The 20,442-nt window shown below is 68.9% G+C and carries 20 protein-coding genes; 10 read left to right on the top strand and 10 right to left on the bottom strand.

Translation table 11 applies throughout. The annotated features are described in order from the left end of the window. Positions 1-103: 103 nt before the first annotated feature. From PSS76_RS18740 to PSS76_RS18725, 4 genes are all read right to left on the bottom strand, one after another. Positions 104-328 (bottom strand): MbtH family protein, encoded by a 225-nt coding sequence (locus tag PSS76_RS18740; protein ID WP_005513160.1) that lies wholly within the window; start codon positions 326-328, stop codon positions 104-106. A gap of 158 nt (positions 329-486) precedes the next feature. Continuing rightward, positions 487-2,118: an apolipoprotein N-acyltransferase gene (gene lnt / locus PSS76_RS18735; protein ID WP_064079175.1), complete on the bottom strand. Its 1,632-nt coding sequence runs from the start codon at positions 2,116-2,118 to the stop codon at positions 487-489. Then, positions 2,108-3,709 carry an amidohydrolase gene (locus PSS76_RS18730; protein ID WP_064079176.1) on the bottom strand — a complete coding sequence of 534 codons (1,602 nt, stop codon included), beginning with the start codon at positions 3,707-3,709 and terminating at the stop codon, positions 2,108-2,110. The genes lnt and PSS76_RS18730 overlap by 11 nt, the downstream gene beginning before the upstream one ends. A 12-nt stretch (positions 3,710-3,721) precedes the next feature. Beyond that, positions 3,722-4,213 carry an FxsA family protein gene (locus tag PSS76_RS18725; RefSeq protein ID WP_064077389.1) on the bottom strand — a complete coding sequence of 164 codons (492 nt, stop codon included), beginning with the start codon at positions 4,211-4,213 and terminating at the stop codon, positions 3,722-3,724. 213 nt (positions 4,214-4,426) lie between these two features. On the opposite strand from PSS76_RS18725, the gene PSS76_RS18720 reads away from it, so the two are divergent. Further along, entirely contained in the window at positions 4,427-5,077 is a 651-nt protein-coding gene (locus PSS76_RS18720; protein WP_013416059.1) for a hypothetical protein, read from the top strand. Positions 5,078-5,147: 70 nt separating this feature from the next. Here PSS76_RS18720 and PSS76_RS18715 read toward each other — a convergent pair whose 3' ends face one another. Next, complete coding sequence (locus PSS76_RS18715) at positions 5,148-5,810, bottom strand: hypothetical protein (RefSeq protein WP_337456518.1); 663 nt, start codon at positions 5,808-5,810, stop codon at positions 5,148-5,150. Between the two features lie 103 nt (positions 5,811-5,913). On the opposite strand from PSS76_RS18715, the gene PSS76_RS18710 reads away from it, so the two are divergent. The 8 genes from PSS76_RS18710 to PSS76_RS18675 all read left to right on the top strand — a co-directional run bounded on the left by PSS76_RS18710 (position 5,914) and on the right by PSS76_RS18675 (position 15,508). Next, on the top strand, positions 5,914-6,549 hold the full coding sequence (locus PSS76_RS18710) for a TetR/AcrR family transcriptional regulator (protein WP_005513169.1): 636 nt from the start codon (positions 5,914-5,916) through the stop codon (positions 6,547-6,549). 108 nt (positions 6,550-6,657) lie between these two features. Further along, positions 6,658-8,178: a DUF1254 domain-containing protein gene (locus PSS76_RS18705; protein ID WP_337456517.1), complete on the top strand. Its 1,521-nt coding sequence runs from the start codon at positions 6,658-6,660 to the stop codon at positions 8,176-8,178. Between the two features lie 67 nt (positions 8,179-8,245). After that, positions 8,246-9,796, top strand: a complete 1,551-nt coding sequence (locus PSS76_RS18700; protein WP_022595984.1) for a TldD/PmbA family protein — start codon at positions 8,246-8,248, stop codon at positions 9,794-9,796. A gap of 25 nt (positions 9,797-9,821) precedes the next feature. Next, positions 9,822-11,189 (top strand): metallopeptidase TldD-related protein, encoded by a 1,368-nt coding sequence (locus PSS76_RS18695; protein WP_022595982.1) that lies wholly within the window; start codon positions 9,822-9,824, stop codon positions 11,187-11,189. Between the two features lie 8 nt (positions 11,190-11,197). Next, positions 11,198-11,590 carry a YchJ family protein gene (locus tag PSS76_RS18690; protein WP_013416055.1) on the top strand — a complete coding sequence of 131 codons (393 nt, stop codon included), beginning with the start codon at positions 11,198-11,200 and terminating at the stop codon, positions 11,588-11,590. Positions 11,591-11,614: 24 nt separating this feature from the next. Beyond that, entirely contained in the window at positions 11,615-12,601 is a 987-nt protein-coding gene (locus PSS76_RS18685) for an LLM class F420-dependent oxidoreductase (protein WP_022595978.1), read from the top strand. 44 nt (positions 12,602-12,645) lie between these two features. After that, positions 12,646-14,079 (top strand): lipase maturation factor family protein, encoded by a 1,434-nt coding sequence (locus PSS76_RS18680; protein ID WP_084969504.1) that lies wholly within the window; start codon positions 12,646-12,648, stop codon positions 14,077-14,079. A 226-nt stretch (positions 14,080-14,305) separates the two neighbouring features. After that, positions 14,306-15,508 carry a site-specific integrase gene (locus PSS76_RS18675; RefSeq protein WP_337456516.1) on the top strand — a complete coding sequence of 401 codons (1,203 nt, stop codon included), beginning with the start codon at positions 14,306-14,308 and terminating at the stop codon, positions 15,506-15,508. 155 nt (positions 15,509-15,663) lie between these two features. On the opposite strand, the gene PSS76_RS18670 is transcribed toward PSS76_RS18675, so the two are convergent. Then, entirely contained in the window at positions 15,664-16,626 is a 963-nt protein-coding gene (locus PSS76_RS18670) for a helix-turn-helix transcriptional regulator (protein WP_337456515.1), read from the bottom strand. A gap of 81 nt (positions 16,627-16,707) precedes the next feature. Here PSS76_RS18670 and PSS76_RS18665 point away from each other — a divergent pair, with 81 nt between their 5' ends. After that, positions 16,708-17,292, top strand: coding sequence for a VOC family protein (locus PSS76_RS18665; RefSeq protein WP_337456514.1), 585 nt, complete (start codon positions 16,708-16,710; stop codon positions 17,290-17,292). A gap of 47 nt (positions 17,293-17,339) precedes the next feature. Here PSS76_RS18665 and PSS76_RS18660 read toward each other — a convergent pair whose 3' ends face one another. The 4 genes from PSS76_RS18660 to dacB all read right to left on the bottom strand — a co-directional run bounded on the left by PSS76_RS18660 (position 17,340) and on the right by dacB (position 20,339). After that, entirely contained in the window at positions 17,340-17,732 is a 393-nt protein-coding gene (locus PSS76_RS18660; protein ID WP_337456513.1) for an ABC transporter permease, read from the bottom strand. A 44-nt stretch (positions 17,733-17,776) separates the two neighbouring features. Continuing rightward, positions 17,777-18,310 (bottom strand): Rv2253 family sensor-like surface protein, encoded by a 534-nt coding sequence (locus tag PSS76_RS18655; protein WP_337456512.1) that lies wholly within the window; start codon positions 18,308-18,310, stop codon positions 17,777-17,779. Positions 18,311-18,386: 76 nt separating this feature from the next. Beyond that, positions 18,387-18,767, bottom strand: coding sequence for a PPOX class F420-dependent oxidoreductase (locus PSS76_RS18650; RefSeq protein ID WP_337456511.1), 381 nt, complete (start codon positions 18,765-18,767; stop codon positions 18,387-18,389). A gap of 87 nt (positions 18,768-18,854) precedes the next feature. Further along, on the bottom strand, positions 18,855-20,339 hold the full coding sequence (gene dacB / locus PSS76_RS18645; protein WP_337456510.1) for a D-alanyl-D-alanine carboxypeptidase/D-alanyl-D-alanine endopeptidase: 1,485 nt from the start codon (positions 20,337-20,339) through the stop codon (positions 18,855-18,857). Positions 20,340-20,442: the final 103 nt, after the last annotated feature.

Raw genomic sequence — 20,442 nt, 5'->3', positions numbered from 1 at the left:
CTCATATGGCCTGGTAGATAGTGGTATTTGACCCTTCGGTCCGGTTGGTCCCGGGCGGTGGTCCGGGGTCGGTCCGATGGGGGTCGCGGCGCTCGTCCCGCGCCTAGCCGAGCGACGAATCATGCTCCGATGCGACGACCGTTGCCGGCGGCCGCAGATCGGTCCAGTGCGCATCGATGTAGGCGACGCAGGCGCGGCGCGTGTCCCGGTCGTGCACTACGGCCCAGCCGGACGGAACGTCCGCGAAGGCGGGCCAGAGTGAATGCTGGTTCTCCTCGTTGACCAGCACCAGGTATTCGGCATCGGCGTCGTCGAACGGATTGGTCACCGTCTCACCTCTCGATCGTTGTCGACGAAATGTGATGCACACCATTCTTTAGTTCGACCGCCGGACGCTGGCTGTTACACCATGTTAGGCGCGCGAAAACGCCCCTGCACCGACATCGAGACGGTGCAGGGGCGTTTTCGGTGAATCCGCCGGGTGGATCAAGCTTCGCCCGGACCCCGCCGGGCGGTTTCCGTCACCGTCCGGTCGGTCTCTGGATCCGCGTGGCCGCCCGACGTGCTCCTCGAGCGACGCCCGCCGACGACCGCCAGGGCGAGCGCGACGAGCGCACCCAGGCTCAGGAGGTACTCGGGGATCGGTCCGAGTCGGGTGGCGAGGGTGGTCTCGGTGCGCAGCGACACCTCCGACACCAGGGCCGCCGGCACGAAGAGCTCCGACTGCTGCAGCACCGAGCCGTCGGAACCGATGATCGCGCTGACTCCGCTGGTGGCCGCCACGACGACGTCGCGCCGGTGTTCGACGGCCCGTACCTGCGACATCGCCAACTGCTGATAGGTCATCTCGGTGTCACCGAAGGTGGCGTTGTTGGTGGGCACGGCGATCAGTTCCGCGCCGTCCCGCACCGATTCGGTGAGGGCGCGGTCGAACGCGACCTCGTAGCACGTGGCGACACCCACCGGAATGCCGTCGGCGTGGACGACACCGTTGCCGTCGCCGGGCACGAAGTTGCCGGCCTTGTCGGCATACTCCGAGAAGAACCGGAAGAAGTCGCGGTACGGCAGGTACTCGCCGAAGGGCTGGATGATCCGCTTGTCGTGCCGCTCGCCCGCACCGGCGGACCCGTCCCACACGATGACGGAGTTGGTGGTGGTGCGGTCGGAGTTGACGAGCACGGCGCCGACCAGGATCGGCGCGCCCACCGCCTCGGACGCAGCGGTGATCTCCTCGGCCGCGTCGGCGTTCCGGAACGGGTCGATGTCCGACGCGTTCTCGGGCCACACCACCAGGTCCGGCTGCGGCTGCCGGCCGGCGGCGACGTCGTCGGCCAGCTCGAAGGTGCGCCGCACGTGGTTGTCGAGCACCGCGCGACGCTGCGCGTTGAAGTCGAGGCCGAGCCGGGGCACGCTGCCCTGGATCGCGGCGACGGTGACGGTTCGGTCGCCGTCCGCATCGGCGTGCACGTAGGGCACGGTGGCCACGGCCACGATCGAGGCGCCGCACGCGACGAGGACCGGACCTGCGAGGGCCCGCAACGGCCGGCGGCGCCACGCCGTGAAGGCGACGGCCGCCAGGCCCGTCCCCGTGACGGCCACCCCGAAGCTGAGCAGCGGCGCACCGCCGAGCGCGGCCAGCGGAAGCAACCAGCCCTCCGGCTGGCCGAATGCCAGCCGGCCCCAAGGGAATCCACCGAACGGCAGCGACGATCGGAGCCATTCGGTGAGGCTCCACACCGCCGCGACCGCGACGGCCAGGACCCAGATCGGTGCCCGTAGGCGCGTGACGAGGACCGCGGCGAGGCCGAACAAACCGATGAAGACCGACTCGGCCGCCGCGAGCGCGAGCCACGGCAGCGGGCCGACGTAGACGCCGATCCACGGCAGCAGCGGGACGAGGAAACCGAGACCGGCTAGATAGCCGTAGCCGAACCCGGCACGCAGCGTGCGCCCGCCGCAGCCGTAACCGGTGAGGACAGCGGTGAGCAGGGCGATGCCGACCGGGGCGAGGAACCACAGTGGTCGCGGCGGGAAGCTCGCGAACAGCAGCAGGCCCGAAGCGACGGCGAGTGCGGCGTCGCGTGCGGTCGCCGTCAGGGCAGACCGGTCACGCTTCATGGACGGTGACTCCGCGATGCACCGAACGCAGGCACACCGGCACCGGGGCGTCGTCCTCGAGGCGAGGCAGCGCCGGCACCCGGGAGCGGGGATCCGTCGACCAGCGCTGGACGGAGTCCTGGGGAGCGGACACGACCAGTTCGTCGGCGTCCCACACCACGTAGGACGCGGGAGCCCCCGGGTTCAGGGTGCCCGCCATACCGTCGCGGACACCGCCCGCCCGCCACGCGCCGCGCGTCGCCGCGGAAAACGCCGCGCGCGGCGACACCCCGCTGCCCGGAGTGCGGTGGTTGACGGCGGCGCGGAGCATCGCCCACGGTTCGACGGGAGTCACCGGCGCGTCGGAGCCGAAGGCCAGCGACATGCCCGTCGACGCGATGGGGGCGAACGCGTTCATGCGCGCGGCCCGCTCGGCGCCGAGGCGCTGCGCGTACATGCCCTCGGTGCCGCCCCACAGGGCGTCGAACACGGGTTGCATGCTGGCGATCACGCCCCAGCTGCCGAGCAGGGCGGCCTGCTCGGGGGTCACCATCTCGAGGTGCTCGAGCCGGTGGCCGCGCGCGGCGACGGCAGGTCCGCCCAGTTCGTTCGCGACGGTCTCGAACGCCGCGACGGCGGTGCGGATCGCGGCGTCGCCGATCACGTGGAAGCCCGCCTGGATCCCGGCAAGGGTGCAGGCGCGCACGTGCGCCGCCACCGCGTCGACGTCGAGGTAGCGGTTCCCGTGACGGCCGGCGCAATCGTGGTACGGCTCGACCAGTGCGGCCGTGTGGGACCCGAGCGCGCCGTCGACGAACAGGTCGCCGCCGAGGGCGTCCGCGCCGGCGTGGGCCAGTAGCTCGGTGGCCTCCTCCGCAGTGGTGACCGCCTCACCCCAGTAGCCGCGGACCTCGACCCCGTGCGTGAGCGCGAGCAGTTCGCGGAAGTCGGTGAGGCCGCCGATCGCGGGACCGCCGCACTCGTGGACGGCGACGACGCCCCGGGCCGCACAGTGGTCGAGGGCCGCACGGCGGGCGCTCGCGCGCTGCGTCTCGGTCAACAGTGCCCGGGCCCGGTCGCGGACCAGGTGGTGGGCGTCGGCGGAGAGCGCACCGTCCGGCGTGAACCCGGTGGCCGCGGTCAGGTCCGGCGTCGCGGCACGCAACGGCGTCGAGCACAGCGCGGAATGCGCGTCGACGCGGCTGAGGTACACCGCCCGGCCGGGTGCGGCGGCGTCCAGATCTGCAGTGGTCGGGGCGGTGTCGGGCCACGTGCTGTCGTCCCAGCCCTGGCCCCAGACGACCGCGTCGTCGTGCTCGCTCGCGAAGCGCCGCAGCAGCTCCAGGCATTCGGACCGGTTGCGGGCTCCCCCGAGGTCGAGGCCCGTCAACTGCAGGCCGAGCGCGGTGACGTGGACATGGGTGTCGACGAAGCCGGGAGTGACGAACGCGCCGTCGAGGTCGATCACCTCGGCGTCCGGGTGCAGGGCACGGCCCGGACGGTCCTCGCCGGTCCAGACGACCGTGCCGTCGGTGACGGCCATCGCGGTGGCGTCGGGGGCACTGGGACTGTAGATGCGGCCGCCGACCAACAGTTGGGTACTCACGAGCATCCAGTCTGCCTGCTACGGCAGGGCGCGGGGTCCCTGGGTCGGGGTGTCGGAGCCGAAGTCCGGGTCCGCGTCCACGACTTCGCCGTCGATGACGGTTCCACGCCGTGCACCTGCCGTGCGGGATGCGAACTCGACGCCTGCCAAGGTCACGTTGGCGCGCTTGCCGGCGAGCAAGACCGCGACCGGGCGCAGCGCCCATCGGGTGGGCGGCAGCAGCATGAGCAGCCCCAACACTGAGGTCACCAGCCCCGGCACGAACATCAACACGGAGCCGGCCGCAACCATCGCGCCGTCGGCGACCGCTCCGGTCGGCGACGTCTCCCCTCGGGTGGCTCGGCGGAAGCCGGCCATGACGGCGCGCCACTGCGACTTCACCAGCACCATGCCGACAGCGGATCCGGCGATGAGCAGCAGCACGGTCCACAGGACGCCGATCGTGCTGCCCACCCAGATCAGCACACCGACCTCCACGACGACGTAGAGAACGAACAGTGCGGCGATCATCGGTTGATCCTTTCGGTGGCGCGGACCGCCGGGGGCGGCGGAATGCTCTGTCTGCTCAACGATCGGCGACCCGAAAATGCTCCCACGTCCGCTCGCCGGCATCGGAGTCGATGCGGTAACGGTCTAACCCTAAAGTTGACGTAGAGACTTCCGGCGTGGTGCAGTACCAGGACAGATCGGCTGGGAGGGCTGGTCACTCAGGGAGGAGTTCACATGTCACGACGCTTCGGGCGCACCGCCGCACGCCGTCTGGCCGTCCGTGTCACCGCCACCGTTGCGGCCGCCGCCGCGGGAGCCGTCGTGTTCTCGGGCGTGGCGAATGCCGCGCCTGCACCGGCCGCGCCGCCGTCGCTGCAGACGCTCCTCGGCGATCTGACCAAGAACGTCCCGCTACCCCAGGATCTGTTGGGAGGGCTGCTCGCCACGCCCGGCGTCACCGAGGTCATCGAGGGAGTGACGGGCCAGGAGGTGGGCACCACCACCGCGAAGGACTTCCTGTTCCCCGCCCCGACGTTCGGTTGCGGTGTCGCCGACAATCCGATGACGGTGACGGTCGCGAGCGCGCAGTCCGGGCCGAACTTCCCCCTGCCCCCGTGGGTCGAACGCGGCCAGCTGCGTTTCCAGGCACTGCCGGCGCATCTCGGGATCCCGAAGAAGTCGGATCTGCAGGTCGCGTGGTTCAACACGACGACCCTGAAGGGCGGCGTGGTACCGCTCGACGACTCGATCGTGAACGTGCCGACGTTGTCGAAGACCGTCGAGACCGGTGAGGGCAACGTGCTGGCCGCGATGTTCGGGCAGGTGGGGTACGAGTCCGGCGTCACCTGCACCGCGCTCGGCACGGTGGGGCAGTTCACCGCGTAGCGTCTCGGAGTCGGAGTCCCCCGTCGAATCGGTGATTCGGCGGGGGACTTCTCGTTTCGGCCGCACCGACTCAGGTGCCCGACGTCACTTCCTCCACCTCGTCGCAGCGGATCGTTCGCGCGGCCGCCGTCCACCGCGGCTCGCGGTCGATGCTCGTCGCCAGGCTGTTGATCATGAAGGTGAGCGTCATGTGGTCGGCGCTCACCGCAAGCGAGAGTCCGTCCTCCCGGGTACCGCCGAGGCGGTGGTGACTGCCACCGGGACCCGAGAACACGATGTCGACCGCGTCTGTTCGATCGGCCTCCGCGGATCGGATCCCCAGGGCCGCGCGCACCGCGAAGTCCCGTCCCGGTAACTCTCCCCCGCCGTCGTAGTCGGCGAAGTCGCTCGACTCCACCTCGTACTCCCAGTACTCTTCGCTGCCCCGCGAGTACGTGACGTGACGGCACGTCGTGGCACCCTCGGCGGGCAGAACCGCGCCGCCCGTCCACGAGATCCCGAGTTCCAGCCGACTGGCCGTGGCCGTGTCCGGATCCGGCAGGTCGAGCGCCCTACCGCCCTCCTGCCGAGTGAATCCCGCCTCGGACGAAGTGCGTTCGCCGTCGTCGCTGCTCGAGCACCCCGTGGAACCAGGGCCGCCGGCACCAGGACCGCCACGGTCGCGGCGAGCATCCGTCGAGCGTGTTTCCGCCTCCCCACCATGTATCCCAACGTAACCGAACGATTCGGGCATGCCCGGCATCCCTCTCAGTGGGAGCCTCCCTGGGAAGCGTCGCATCGGTGAGACAAGGTGACTTAACCGCGCCGCAGGGGCGTCGGACCCGAGAGGAGTGGGCATGACGTCGACGGCATCCGGCACGGACGTCGAGTCGGTCCTGTCCGACGTCCAGCGCAGGCTGCTCGTCGCGGCCGAACGCCTCTTCGCGGAGCGAGGTGTCGCGAACGTGTCGCTGCGCGAGATCGGCGCGGGCGCGCAGCAGCGCAACCATTCGGCGGTCCAGTACCACTTCAAGACGAAGGCGGCACTCATCCAGGCGCTGTACGACTTCCGTCTCGTCCCGCTGAACCGACGCCGCCTCGAGATGCTCGCCGCCCGCGACGAGCACACCTTCGAAGAACTGGTCGAGGCGTACATCCGGCCGCTGGGTGACGCGGTCGTCGAGACCGGCGGAGGCAGCTCGTACGCCCGCTTCGTGCACCGCTACCTCGGCGAGGGCGCCGGCGACTTCGAACCGTTCGACGACCGGCACAACAGTGGCGTCAAGGCCATCACCGCCGAGCTGCTCGTGCGACTCGGCGACCTCGACGAGTCGTACCGGATGGAACGAATCCAGCAGTTCAAGCGGTTGGTGACCGCTGTTCTCGCCGACGTGGAACGACGTCTCGAACATCGTCAGATCACCGGCGCCCAGGCCACGGTCGCGGTGGACACCCTCGTCGCGGGAGCCGCCGCCTACCTGCGGGCGCCCTGACCCGGTCGGCCTACCCCTTCTCCCCCGTCTTTCGACCGCGCCACCGCGTGCGGTCTCCCGCTGCCCGCAAGTTAAGTCACTCTGTCTTACACCGTGAGAGGAGTTTCGATGAAGCTTCGCCCCCACTCCCGTTCGACGGCTCTCGCCGCTGCCGGCGCCTCGGCACTGCTGCTGCTCACCGCGTGCGGTGGACCGTCCGCCGCGCAGTCGACCGAGCACGCCCTGATCGACCCCGCGCTGTCCACCGAACAGATCGCCGACCTGTCCGAGGAAGCCTTCTACTGGGGCCTCAACATCGCCGGCTACTACGAACTGCGGCACGTCTTCACCGAACTCGAGGGGCAACCGGCATACCGCGGTATCAACCGGGTCCAGCCACAGTTGAACCTGTTCGACGCGAAGACCCGCTACGCCACCACGGTGAACGCATCTACGCTGTACTCCGGCGGCGCCTTCGACATCTCCGACGACCTGATCGTGGTCGAGACCCCGGCGGTCACGGACGGCCGGTACTGGAGCGTGCAGGCCACCGACCAGAACGTCGAATGTTTCTTCAAGGCCGGCTCGCAGTTCACCGGAAATGCGCCGCAGCGGTATCTGATCGTCGGACCCGACTGGAAAGGGAAGCTGCCCAGCGGTTTCCGCGGCACCGAGATCATCCGCGCGTCGTCGAACTCGTTCACGCTGGCGGTCCGGGTGGCGGTGACGACCCGCGACGAACAGGACATGGCCGCGGCCCGGCAGACGGTGACCGGGGTGCTCGCCGCGCCGCTCGCGCAGTGGGAGGCGAACGGCGGCAGGGTTCCCCCGCTCGACCAGCAGCCGGTCGTCAAGGGCGCCTACCGAACCTTCCCGCGGATGGATCAGATCTCCGACATCGGCAAGTCGATGACTCCCATCGACTACCTGCAACTGCTGAGCCTGTCGATCAACGATCCGTCGCTGACCAGGCGCACCGACTCGGTCAAGGAGACCGACACGCTCGACCGGCTCGCGAAGTTGGGGCTGCGCGAAGGCACCATCTTCGAGCCCGAGGAGGTTTCGGCCGAGCAGAAGGCCGCCATCGAGGACGGTTTCACCCGTGCCCGCCGCGAGGCCAAGGACGCCTTCGAGTCCTCGCAGGTCGACATGAACGGTTGGCGCCTGCAGTCGAGCCTGTTCTTCGACGACCTCGACTACGTCGCCAAGGCCGGCGCCGACGACGTCGCCTGGGGCACCCCCGTCCCGTACGAGTCGCACACGATCGCCTACGTCTTCGACGACAGCGAGGGCCGTCCGCTCGAGGGCAAGTACGACTACACGCTCACCTTCGACGTGAACGATCTGCCGCCGACCACCGAGTTCTGGGAGTTGCCGGTGTACGACTCGGCCGGCTACTTCATCGACAACCCGGTGAACCGGTACAGCGCGACAAGTGAACTGCTGAAGGCCGGCGACTACGCCGTGGTCGACGGCAAGCTCACGTTCTATCTGCAGCCGGAGAGGCCCACCGATCCCGAGCAGGCCCGCAACTGGCTGCCGACCGCACCGTCGGACGGATTCCAGTTGGCGGCCCGGTTCTACGGGCCCACCGCGGGGCTGATCGACGGCGGGTATGCGATGCCGCGCATCGTCCGGTCCGGGGGCTAGTCGGCCCAGGCGCGGCGAGGGTGCCGGGGCGGACCTTCGTCGCGCTGCCGCGCTCTAGACTGACCCGGTGATCGTGACGCATGGCGGTGCCCGCCACTCGGACCGCGCCCCGCACGCGGTCGACGACGAATTCACCGCGCTCCCCCTGCGCGCCCTCGCCGACGCAGCGCTCGCAGTGGCTCGAGCAGCCGGAGCGGAGCACGCGGATCTTCGGGTGCACCGCACCGTCACGCAGTCGCTGCGCCTGCGGGACGGGCGGGTACAGGCGGTCGAGGACGGCACCGAGACCGGCTTCGCGGTCCGCGTGATCGTGGACGGCACGTGGGGATTCGCTTCCCACGCGCAGTTGACGTCGGACACTGCGGCCGCCGTGGCGGCGGAAGCGGTCCGGGTCGCTCGTGCGCTCCGCGCTCTCAACCGCGAACGGGTGGAGCTCGCGCCGGAACCGGTCTACCCGGGCGCGGTGTGGGTCTCGGACTACGTGACGGACCCGTTCACCGTGGCGACGGCCGACAAGGTGGCGCTACTCGGTGACTGGTCGCGCCGTCTGCTGGATGCGGACGGCGTCGACCACGTCACCGCGAGTTGCCTGCAGGTCAAGGAGCAGACGTTCTACGCCGACCTCGCCGGGTCGACGATCACCCAGCAACGCGTGCGGTTGCATCCGGAACTCGAGGCCACATCCGTCGACTCCGATGCCGGAACCTTCGAGACGATGCGCACACTCGCGCCGCCGGTCGGCCGGGGCTGGGAGTACCTCACCGGTGCGGGGTGGGAGTGGGACGCCGAACTGGCCGAGATCCCCGGCCTGCTGGTGGAGAAGGTCGCGGCCCCGAGCGTCGAGGCCGGCCCGACCGACCTCGTCATCGACCCCACCAATCTGTGGCTGACCATCCACGAATCCGTCGGGCACGCAACCGAGTACGACCGCGCCATCGGGTACGAGGCGGCGTACGCGGGAACCTCCTTCGCGACGCCGGACCTGTTGGGCACCCTGCAGTACGGCACCCCGCTGATGCACGTGACCGCCGACCGGACCGAACGGCACGGGCTCGCGAGCGTCGGATACGACGACGACGCGGTCGCCGCGCAGCGCTGGGACCTGGTGCGCGACGGCGTGCTCGTCGGCTACCAGCTCGACCGGGTATTCGCGCCGCGGCTGGGGCTGGACCGATCCAACGGTTGCTCGTACGCCGACTCCGCGCACCACGTGCCGATCCAGCGGATGGCGAACGTGTCGCTGCAGCCGGACCCGGGATCCGACCCGAGCACCGCCGACCTGATCTCCCGTGTCGAGAACGGGATCTACGTCGTCGGCGACAAGAGCTGGTCGATCGACATGCAGCGCTACAACTTCCAGTTCACCGGCCAGCGGTTCTTCCGGATCCGGAACGGCCGACTCGACGGCCAACTGCGCGACGTCGCCTATCAGGCCACCACCACCGACTTCTGGGGGTCGATGGAGGCGGTCGGCGGCCCGTCGACGTGGCGGCTCGGCGGCGCGTTCAACTGCGGCAAGGCGCAACCCGGGCAGGTCGCGGCGGTGAGCCACGGCTGCCCGTCGGCGCTCTTCCGCGGCGTCAACGTACTCAACACGCGGGTGGAGGGCGGGCAGTGACCATGACTCAGCCGGAGGGCGGCCGATGATCCCCGCGCAGGAACTGGTCGAGCGGGCCCTCGCGCTCTCGACGGTCGACGAGGCGATGGTGCTGGTCACCGACGCCGCAGAGGCGTCGCTGCGCTGGGCCGGCAATTCGATGACCACCAACGGGGTCTCGACATCCAGGTCGTGGACCGTGCTGTCCGTGATCCGCTCCGCCGACGGGTCCGCACGCGTCGGTGCGGTGACGTCGTCGACGGTCGACGCCGGTGCGATCGCCGACGTCGTGCGCGCCAGCGAGGACGCGGCCCGCTCGGCGCAGCCCGCCGAGGACGCCATGGACCTCCCGGCCGGGGACGGCGTCGGCGGCGTGGACTGGGCCGACGGTCCGGCGAGCCCGGGCGTCGAGGTGTTCGAAGGTCTGGTGCCCGGTCTCGCAGACGGTTTCGCGGGGGCCGACCGGCTCTACGGCTTCGCGCACCACCAGGTCCACTCCACGTGGCTCGGGACATCGGCGGGGGTGCGCCGCCGGTACACCCAGCCCACCGGGTCGATCGAGATCAACGGCAAGCGCGGCGACGCCAGCGCCTGGGTGGGTTCGGCGAGCCTCGACTTCACCGACGTGTCCGTGCCGAAGCTGCTGGCCGACCTCGACACCCGGCTGGGCTGGTCGGACCGAACGGTGGCGCTGCCGGCCGGCAGGTACGAGACGGTGCTGCCACCGTCGGCGGTGTCCGACCTGATGATCCCGCTGATGTGGGCGATGGAGGGCCGCGGCGCACAGGAGGGGCACACCGCGTTCTCCCGCCGGGGTGGCACCCGGGTCGGTGAGCGACTCACCGACATTCCGCTGACGCTCTATTCGGATCCACACGCCGACCGGTTGGGCTACACCCCGTTCGTCGCGACCACCTCCTCGTCCGACACGCTGTCGGTGTTCGACAACGGGATGGACGCCGGACGGGTCGACTGGATCCGGGACGGCGTGATCAACGCGCTCGCCTACCCGCGTGCGGCGGCCGCCGAGTTCGATGCGCCCGCCGCCGTTCCGGGTGACAACCTGCTGCTGACCGGCGGATCGGCGGCCACGCTCGACGACATGGTGGCGCGGACCGAACGCGGCCTGCTGCTGACGACGCTGTGGTACATCCGGGAGGTCGACCCCGCCACCGCACTGCTCACCGGTCTCACCCGCGACGGTGTGTACCTGATCGAGGACGGCGCGGTGACCGCCGCGGTCAACAACTTCCGGTTCAACGAGAGCCCACTGGATCTGCTGCGGCGGGTCACCGAGGTGGGCGCGACCGAGCCGACACTGCCCCGGGAGTGGAAGGACTGGTTCACGCGAACCGCGATGCCGCCGATGCGGATTCCCGACTTCCACATGTCCTCCGTCAGCCAGGCACAGTGAGGGTCCCGATGCCGACGATCTCCGACGACGACCGCTGTCCCTGCCTGTCCGGTGAGCAGTACGGCCGGTGTTGTGGCCGCTTCCATTCCGGGACGGCCGAGGCGCCCACCGCCGAACAGCTGATGCGGTCGCGTTACAGCGCGTTCGCCGTCGGCGACGAGGCCTATCTGCTGCGCACGTGGCACCCGGACACCAGGCCGAAACGGCTGGACCTCGACCCGGAGCAGGTGTGGCGCCGACTGGACGTGCTGACCACGTCGGGCGGCGGTCTCCTCGACAGCACCGGCACCGTCGAGTTCGTCGCGCACTATGTGGACCACGGGACACGCGGATCGATGCGCGAACACAGCACGTTCGTCCGCGAGGACGGACGATGGCTGTACGTGGACGCCGTGCAGTAGACCTCTAGAGAACAGGATCCTGTCATGCGTTTCGGACTCTTCGTGCCCCAGGGTTGGCGACTGGACCTCGTCGGCATCGATCCCGCCGACCAGTGGGGCGTGATGCGCGATGTCGCGCTGCGCGCCGACAACGGTCCGTGGGAGTCGATCTGGGTGTACGACCACTTCCACACCGTCCCGGAGCCCACCGACGAGGCGACGCACGAGGCGTGGTCGCTGATGGCGGCGTTCGCGGCGGTCACCGAGCGGGTACGGCTGGGACAGATGTGCACCGCGATGAGCTACCGCAACCCCGCCTACCTGGCGAAAGTGGCGGCGACGACCGATCTGATCTCCGGCGGACGGGTCGAGATGGGCATCGGCGGCGGCTGGTACGAGCACGAGTGGCGCGCCTACGGCTACGGCTTCCCGTCGGCGGGCGAGCGACTCGGCCGGCTCGACGAGGGTGTCCAGATCATGCGGCAGGCATGGTCCACCGGCGCCGCGACTCTGGACGGCAAGCACTACCAGGTGGACGGCGCGATCGTCCGCCCCCTGCCACTGCAGGACGGCGGCATCCCGCTGTGGATCGCCGGTGGTGGCGAGAAGGTGACGTTGAAGATCGCGGCGAAGTACGCGCAGTACACGAACTTCGACGGCACCCCCGAGGTGTTCGCGCACAAGTCGGAGATCCTGCGGCGCCACTGCGCGGAGGTCGGCACCGACTTCGACGCCATCACCCGGTCGGCGAACTACAACGTCGCGATCGGCCGCACCGAGGCCGAGGTACAGGACCGCCTCGAGGCGCTGCGGGCGCGGCTCGAACCGGTCGTCGGTGCCGAGAAGGCCGAGGCGTCGCTGAACGCGTTCCGCGGGCTACCGGCCGTCGGCACGCCGGAGCAGATCGTCGAGAACCTGACGGCGCTGAAGAAGCAGGGCCTCGAGTACGCGATCTTCTACGTCCCCGAGGCGGCGTACGACCCGTCCGGTCTCGAACTCCTCGAGAAGGAAGTGCTGCCGCATCTGATGTGAGCGCTTGACGGGAGCGAGTAGCGTCCACAGCAGAGGGGCCTGCTGTGGTGTGGTTCGACGCGGACGGTTACTGGCTGTCGCGGCTGCTCTTCAAGGAGGGGCTCGCCGCCATCTATCTTGCTGCCTTCCTCGTGGCGGTCAATCAGTTCAGACCTCTCGTCGGCGACGACGGGATGCTGCCGATCCGACGGTTCCTGGCCGGCAGCCGTTGGCAGCGTTCGCCGAGCATCTTCCACCTGCACTACTCCGACCGGTTCTACGCGATCGTGGCGTGGTCCGGGGTGGTGCTGTCTTCGCTCGCGCTGCTCGGGCTGGTGGACCGGTTGCCGCTTCCGCTGTCGATGCTGGGCTGGCTGTTGCTGTGGGGGCTGTACCTGTCGATTGTCAACGTCGGCCAACTCTGGTACGGGTTCGGGTGGGAGTCGCTGCTGCTCGAGGTGGGATTGCTCGCGGTGTTCGTCGGGAACTGGGACACCGCCCCGCCGTTGCTGACGCTGTTGTTGCTGCGGTGGTTGCTGTTCCGGCTCGAGTTCGGTGCCGGCCTGATCAAGATCCGCGGCGACCCGTGCTGGCGGGATCTGACGTGCCTGAACTACCACCACGAGACCCAGCCGATGCCTGGGCCGCTGAGCTGGTACTTCCACCACCTGCCGCGGCCGCTGCACAAGATCGAGGTGGCTGGCAACCACTTCACGCAGCTGATCGTGCCGTTCTTCCTCTTCGCTCCGCAGCCCGTCGCGGGCGGCGCGGCCGCGATCATGGTGGTCACCCAATTGTGGTTGGTGGCGAGCGGGAACTTCGCGTGGCTCAACTGGCTCGCGATCGTGCTCGGACTGTCGGTGCTGCCCGACGGGTTCTGGGAGTTCGTGCTCCCGGTGTCGTCGCCGTCGGAGATTGCGTCGTCACCGCCGTGGTTCGTCAGTGTCGTGGTGGCCTTCACGCTGGCGATTGCGGCGCTGAGCTATCGGCCCGCCCGCAACCTGTTCTCGAGCCATCAGATGATGAACGCGTCGTTCGATCCGTGGCATCTGGTGAACACGTACGGAGCGTTCGGCCACATCACCCGTGTCCGACGCGAAATCGTCGTCGAGGGCACCACCGACGAACACATCACCCCCGACACCGAGTGGCGTGAATACGAGTTCAAGGGCAAACCCGGCGGATTGCGTCGCCGTCCCCGCCAGTTCGCGCCCTACCACCTGCGGCTGGACTGGCTGATGTGGTTCGCCGCGATCTCCTCCGGTTACGCGGCCTCGTGGTTCGGCGGATTCGTCACCCGCCTGCTCGCGGGCGACGACGCGGTGCTGAAGCTCCTGCACCACAATCCGTTTCCCGACGCTCGCCCGGCGGTGATCCGGGCGCGGATGTACCGCTACCGCTTCACCACGCCCGCCGAACGCCGGGAGACCGGTGCGTGGTGGCACCGGACCCTCGAGGGCGAGTTCATGCCGCCGGTGTCGCGGCGTGATGCGCGTTGAGGAACGGGTTCCCGGCCGCGCGCACCCAACTCACGCTAATGACAGTTAGCGCCATCATCGAATCGTGAAGTCGGAGGGGCAATATCGCCACAACACTCCGGTGAGGGCTCCGCCATGGACATGAGGTCATTACGTCACTGTGACGGCATGGGGCACCGCACCCGGACATACGGAACTGTCGGTACCCCTCGGTAGGCTCAGTCGTCGACACGAGAGGAGCACGGGTGTGAGTGAAGAGGTCGACACGGTCCGTGTCGTGCCCGCTCTGCCTGCCGTTCCCGAACGCCCGACGGCATCGACCGGGCCCGGACTCGAGCCCGCCGTCCCGGTGCTGTCCGCGTCCGCCGAGGCCCGGATCGTGGCCGCTCTCGAGCAGCGGCACTCCCCGTCGACCGCCCGGAACTATCGCACGGACTGGGACAAGTTCCGCAGCTGGTGCGCGGAGCGCGGGCACGTGCCGATGCCGGCGCACCCGCACACCGTCGCCGACTATCTCACCGAGCACGCCGATCGGCGCGCCGGCACCGGCGAACGCAGGTACGCGACGAACACGCTCACCCGATGGGTGGCGTCGATCAACTACTGGCACCGGGCGTGCGCCCGCCCCGCGCCCGGGCAGGCCCAGATCGTCAAGGACACATTGGCCGGCCTGCGTCGCACCTACGCCGCGGCCGGGGAACGCCCGACCAAACGCGTCGCACCCCTACTGGGGGACGAGATCAGCTACATCCTCGCCGCGATGCGGCAGAACGCCGAGACGTGGCAGGACCGACTGCGTGAGCGCCGCGACTCGGCGGTCATCTTGATCGGCTTCCTGGGCGCCTTCCGCCGCGCCGAGCTGTCCGGCCTGCAACTGCGCGACATCACCCTGCACCCCCAGGACGGGCTGCACATCCTGGTGCGGCGATCGAAGACCGACCAGGTGGGCGGCGGCATGGTCAAGGCCACCCCGTTCGCGGTCGGGCACCGCGCCTGCCCGCCGTGCGTTTACCGGCGGTGGCTCGACGTCGTTCTCGCTCACCATCGGGGTGGCCGCGTCGGCATCGCCGAATTGCTGGGCGCCCCCGACACGTTCCGCACGCACGTCTGCCACGTCCCCTACCCCGACCTCGGCCCCGAACTCGCGACCGCGCCGGTGTTCCGGCCGCTGCGCGTGAACGGGAACATCGGCGACAGCGCCCTCACCGGGCAGGGCATCCACGGCGTGATCCGCCGCGCCGCCGCCGACGCCGGACTCTCCCCCGCCAAGATCGCGAACCTCGGCGGGCACTCCCTGCGTGCCGGGTTCGTCACCCAGGCGTTCCGGAACGGCGCGCAGGCCCACGAAGTGATGCGGCAGACCGGGCACAAGAATCCCGCCACCCTGGAAATCTATGCCCGCGAACACAATCCGCTCACGGGGAACGCGGTCGCCGGCTTCGAGATCTGATCGACCGTCGATCGGACGCTGTCCAGTTGAGAAGCGCGGTCGGAGCGTTGTGAACGTTCACACCCGAACGACCTTCCTGACCAGGCACCACCGAGGTGCGGCCCTTGTCCTGGGAAACCGCGGCGATCACCGCCGCATGCGGAGACGAGTTCGTTTCAGGTCGCTCGTGTGGCGGTGAGGAGCCTGGATCCCCAGTCCTTCATGAGGTCGGTGGCTTCGGGTGGTCCGTGCACGACGAACGGTGCGCCGATCGAAACGAGGCAGAAAGCTGCCCAGTCCAGGGATTCGGCGGCGATATGGACCTCACACGATCCGGGGTCGATGGCGGTGACCGTGCCGTAGTGGACGATTTCGGCTCTGACACGTTCGGCGGAGACATGGATGGTGGCGTGCACCCGGTACCTCGACGGCATCGACCTGATTCGGTCGCGGACATATTCCACCGGATCGCCGCCGGGCAGGCTGCGCGGCGCGAATCGTGCGCCGGTACGGCGTGGTTGCGCGATCCGGTCGATCCGGAAGGTACGCCAATCGGTGCGATCGAGATCCCAGGCCACCAGGTAGAGGCGGCTTTCGACATTGACGATCTGATGCGATTGAACGGTGCGATGCGAAATGGCCGCGCCGCTGCCGCGGTAGGAGAACGAGACGGTCTCGGCGTCCCGGCACGCCAGCGCGAGCGTGGTCAATGCGGTGACATCGTCGATCCTGGCCCGGTTGTACCTCTCGCCGGCGGGGGTCACGACGGTCCGCAGACTGTCGATCCGGCGACGGATACGAACGGGGAGGACCTGGACGATCTTGGCCATGGCGCTCACCGCGGCTTCCGCAGAGGCGGGATGGACACCGGTGGCGATCTCCTTCAACCCCAGCACCGTCGCGGCGGCCTCCTCCTCACCCAGCACCAGTGGCGGCAGGCAGGCACCCGGACTGAGCTGGTAGCCGCCGCCGGTGCCGCGCGTCGTGACGATCGGATAGCCGATCTCCTGGAGACCGAGTACATCGCGGCGGACGGTTCGCTCACTGACGTCGAGCCGGCGGGCCAGGTCGGCACCGGACCAGTGGCGACGGCTCTGCAGTAGACCGAGAAGCGCAAGGGTTCGAGTACTGGTGGACACACCCCGAGGCTAGGCGCACTTGTGGCCACATACTGTCCGCAACTGAGGCGAATCTGGGGGCACCAACCGAAAGGAGACAGTATGTCCACCACTCCCGCAGTCCCCCCGGCGCCCGCAGGGTCCGCAACGGTCGACCCCTTCATCTGGACCGACGACGCGGCAGGTCTGCTCGACTTCCTGGTTGATGTGTTCGGGGCGATCGAGGTCACCGAGGCGCGGACCGCCGACACCGACGACCTGATTCTGCATTCCGAACTGCGAATAGGCGATTCGACGCTGACGATCGCCGATCGCAAACCGGACTGGCCGTATACGCCGTCCTTCGTTCGCGTCTACGTCGACGATCCGGCCGCCACGCTGAAGCGAGCCGCCGCGCGTGGTGCGCGGATCGTCACCGAGCCGACGGATTTCTGGGGCGACGTACTGTCCCGGTTCGCCGACCCGTTCGGCCACCTGTGGTGGGTGTACAAGCACAATCCGGGTAACGCGTCCTGGGATGAAGGATCGGCGGACGGAACCGGCGAAGGCAACTGGGTGCAGTCCGATTCCGTCGAGGCCGGTGCGGGCGAGCAATCCTGGGAGTCGTTCGCGACACCGGAGTTGACCGCTGTTCACTCCTCGCTCATGGAAGCGATGGCGTCGCTCCAGGATCCGCGGACTCGCTGACCCCGTAGCTGCCGCCCTGCGGCCTCGGCTGCGCCGCAGGGCGGCAGCTACGCCATACCCGGGCCGGACCGCTGCAGGATGGTGGCGACCCACCCGAGAGCCGCGAGTGGCAAAGCGAAGAGCAGCGAACCCCAGAAGGACGTCCAGTTCACCAGCCCGGCGATCGACAGGCCGACGAGTGCGGCGACCATCGACCAGGAGACGTGCCGTCGCGTTGCCAGTGCCGCCACCACCGGCGGAGTGGCTAGCAAGAGCCCCAGACCGACCAACGGCCACACGCCGAGCACGTGGACAATCGAGTCATCGCACCGGAAAGAGGATCCGCTCTCGCCGATCTTCGCGCACGCCAGCGAGATCTCGGCCATCGACCACGAGGTCCCCAACCACACGGTGAACGTCACCGCGGCGAGGGCTGCGGCACACCACACAGTTCGCGACACGTCCGCAGCCTAGACCGGCACACGCGCACCGATCGCGAGCTACGTCAGCTGCCGCTGCCGAACGCGGGAGGCGGGTCGACCGGGTAGGCGGCGACGTTCATGATGACCGAGCCCGCGCACGGGCCGCTCGCGATGTCGGTGCGCCACGATCCGACGAGGGTGCCGTCCGGTTGTGGTGTGTAGTAGGCCTCGGAATGCGCCGGCGCCCAAACCTTGGGGTTGCCCTCACCCATCCAGCAGTCCCACTCCCAGTCGTAGGGGTGCACCCAACTGGTGCCGTCCCACGTGTACTGCGCCGGTTGCGGCAGAGTGGGATTGGCAGGGGCGGGCCCGCCGACTACGGTGGCCACGCATGTGCCGTCGGTGCACGTCGTCTCGAACGTGTAGGTGTCGGCGAAATCGGGTTCCCACTGGCTTGCAGCGAGGCTCGTGCCAGTCTTGGTCGCGGCGAAGCGATTCACCGAGTAGTCGCCGGACCACGACGGCTGCGTCGCCCCCAGAGATGAGGCGGCCGCCGGCAGGGACCCGGCAATCGACCACGAAGCGATCAAGGCAACTGCCAGCAGTGCTTTTCGCATGGGCGAATTGAAGCACCGCAACCGTTCGCGTCGTCGACGAATTACGGAATGACCGATTCGGCGAGCTGTCGACACATCAGGACGGAGCCGTCACCGCCAGGCCCACCGTGCCCTTGCGACCGCGCCGCAGGATGCTGCCCTTGACGGCGATCCACCCGATCACGCCGTACTTGCGCGCGATCGCGTCCCGCGTCTCCTCGGTGCCGGCGTCGTCGAGAACCGCGGCGGTCGCGTCGATCTGGGGGCCCTTCGGATTGCCGCGCGCATCGCACGCGCCCACCGTGACCCGCGAGCGATTCTTGATCCGCTTGACCTTCCACGACTTCGTCTCGGTCCACATCAGCATCCGATCGCCGTCCATCGCCGCCCACAGGGGCGTCGGCACACCGGACCCGTCCTTCCGGAACGTGGTCAGCAGAACGTATTTCGCGGCACCGATCTCGCTCAGCGTGGTCATGTCGCCACAGTACGTGGGAACCGGGGGCCGCCGTCGCGTGATCGTGGCGACGTGCGCGCATCTGTACTGTCTCGGCACTGTCGGCCGTCAGTGCGATCGATAGATCGCGGCGGCCATGGCGCCGAGCTGCTCGTTGGCATCGAGCGCTATCTCGATGGCGTCGGCCACCGACCCGCTGGCCACAGGTATGTCGTTGAGGTAGATCGCGAAGACGAGGCGGCGCCCGCTCTTCGCGTCGATGTATCCGGCCAGCGCCTTCGTGGTGAGAGCGAGTTGTCCGTCGAGCGTTCCGATCAGCGTCCCCGTCTTGGCTCGAATGTGGCCCACGGCGGAATCATCAGGCGCGATCACGTTCGCCAGGGAGCCGTCGACCCCCATGCTCGGCATCGAGTCGTAGAAGACGCTGAAGTCGTCCCACCGAGCGAGCTCTCGAAGCAGCTCGGTCTGCGCAATGGGCGCGGCCTTGTCGCCCGGAAGCCCCTGCCCGTCGACCAGGGTGAACGATTTCGGGTCGATGCCCGCCTTCGCGAGGACGCCGCGTTCGATGGCCATACCGTCCTCGTAGGTGCGCTGTCCGCGCTGGACGGCCATCAGCGGGGGTAGGAGGTTGGCGCCGAGGTTGTGGCTGACCTTGTTTATCAACTTTGCGTACTCCCGGAACGGAGGGGACGTGTAGGTCGCCGACACAGGAAGTCCGGCCACCTCGGGTGAGGTCGGGAGCGCGTCGCCCGGGTTCGGTCCCACTGTGGGGGCGCTGGTGGTGATCCCGTTACGGGCCAGGGCCTCGACGAGCAGGGTGCGCGCGAATGCCGGCGGATCGGGCACCTGGTAGGTCGCGACGAACGGCGCCGCGGCGTCGGCGGGCACGGTGCCGGACACCTGGATGTGTCCAGCGGCGTCGCTGTCGGTGGTCACGGACGGTGCTGTTCCGGCGGGCGTGGTCGTGATATCCGCGTCGACGGTGAACGCGGCCGTCTTCGGACGCCAGTCGAGCGTCGCCGGGTCGCCGGGCTCCCCGGGTGTGACGAGCAGGTCGACGAGATTGTCGTTGACCACCGTCGGAGTGATCGGCACTCCCCCGATCGACACGGGGTCCCAGAGTCGATCGTCGACGATGACGTCGCCGTCGACGTGCCGAACTCCCGTGGCTGCGACCTGACGAGCGAGTTCGTTGATCCCCGCGAGTGGATCTTGCGGGGTGATGGTGGCCATTCCGGGCACGGCGTTGGCGTCGTAGTGATCGAAGTCGGGAACTGCGATGGAGCCCGCGGTAGTCGTCCGTCCGCCCAGTGTGAGATCGCCGCTACCCACCATGATCAGGTCACCCGACAGACGACCCTCCGGCGTGACCACCCCGGTGTGCACGATCGGGGTTCGGAAGCGGTGGTCCCCACCCAGGACCTCGAGTGCCGAGGCGACGGCGAATGTCTTCGCAGTCGATCCGGTCACGAACTGCGATTCTGCGTTCAGTGACTCGAGGACCTCACCGGATTCCTGGTCGGCGACCAAGATCCCCCAATGTCCTGCATCCCACGGATCGGCGTCGATCAGCCGCTGCAACTCGACGCTCACTCCCGACTCCGGTGTGGCCGTACCCGAGGATCCGTCGACGGCTGGACTCGAGCACGCCGCGATCGCCGATGCCGCCACGACCGGTATTGCGATGATCGAAGTA

This window comes from Prescottella sp. D32 (assembly GCF_037287305.1).
Classification (GTDB): domain Bacteria; phylum Actinomycetota; class Actinomycetes; order Mycobacteriales; family Mycobacteriaceae; genus Prescottella; species Prescottella equi.
The sequence above is the reverse complement of the archived record's forward strand: the minus strand, read 5'-3'. Positions and strand labels throughout refer to the sequence as shown.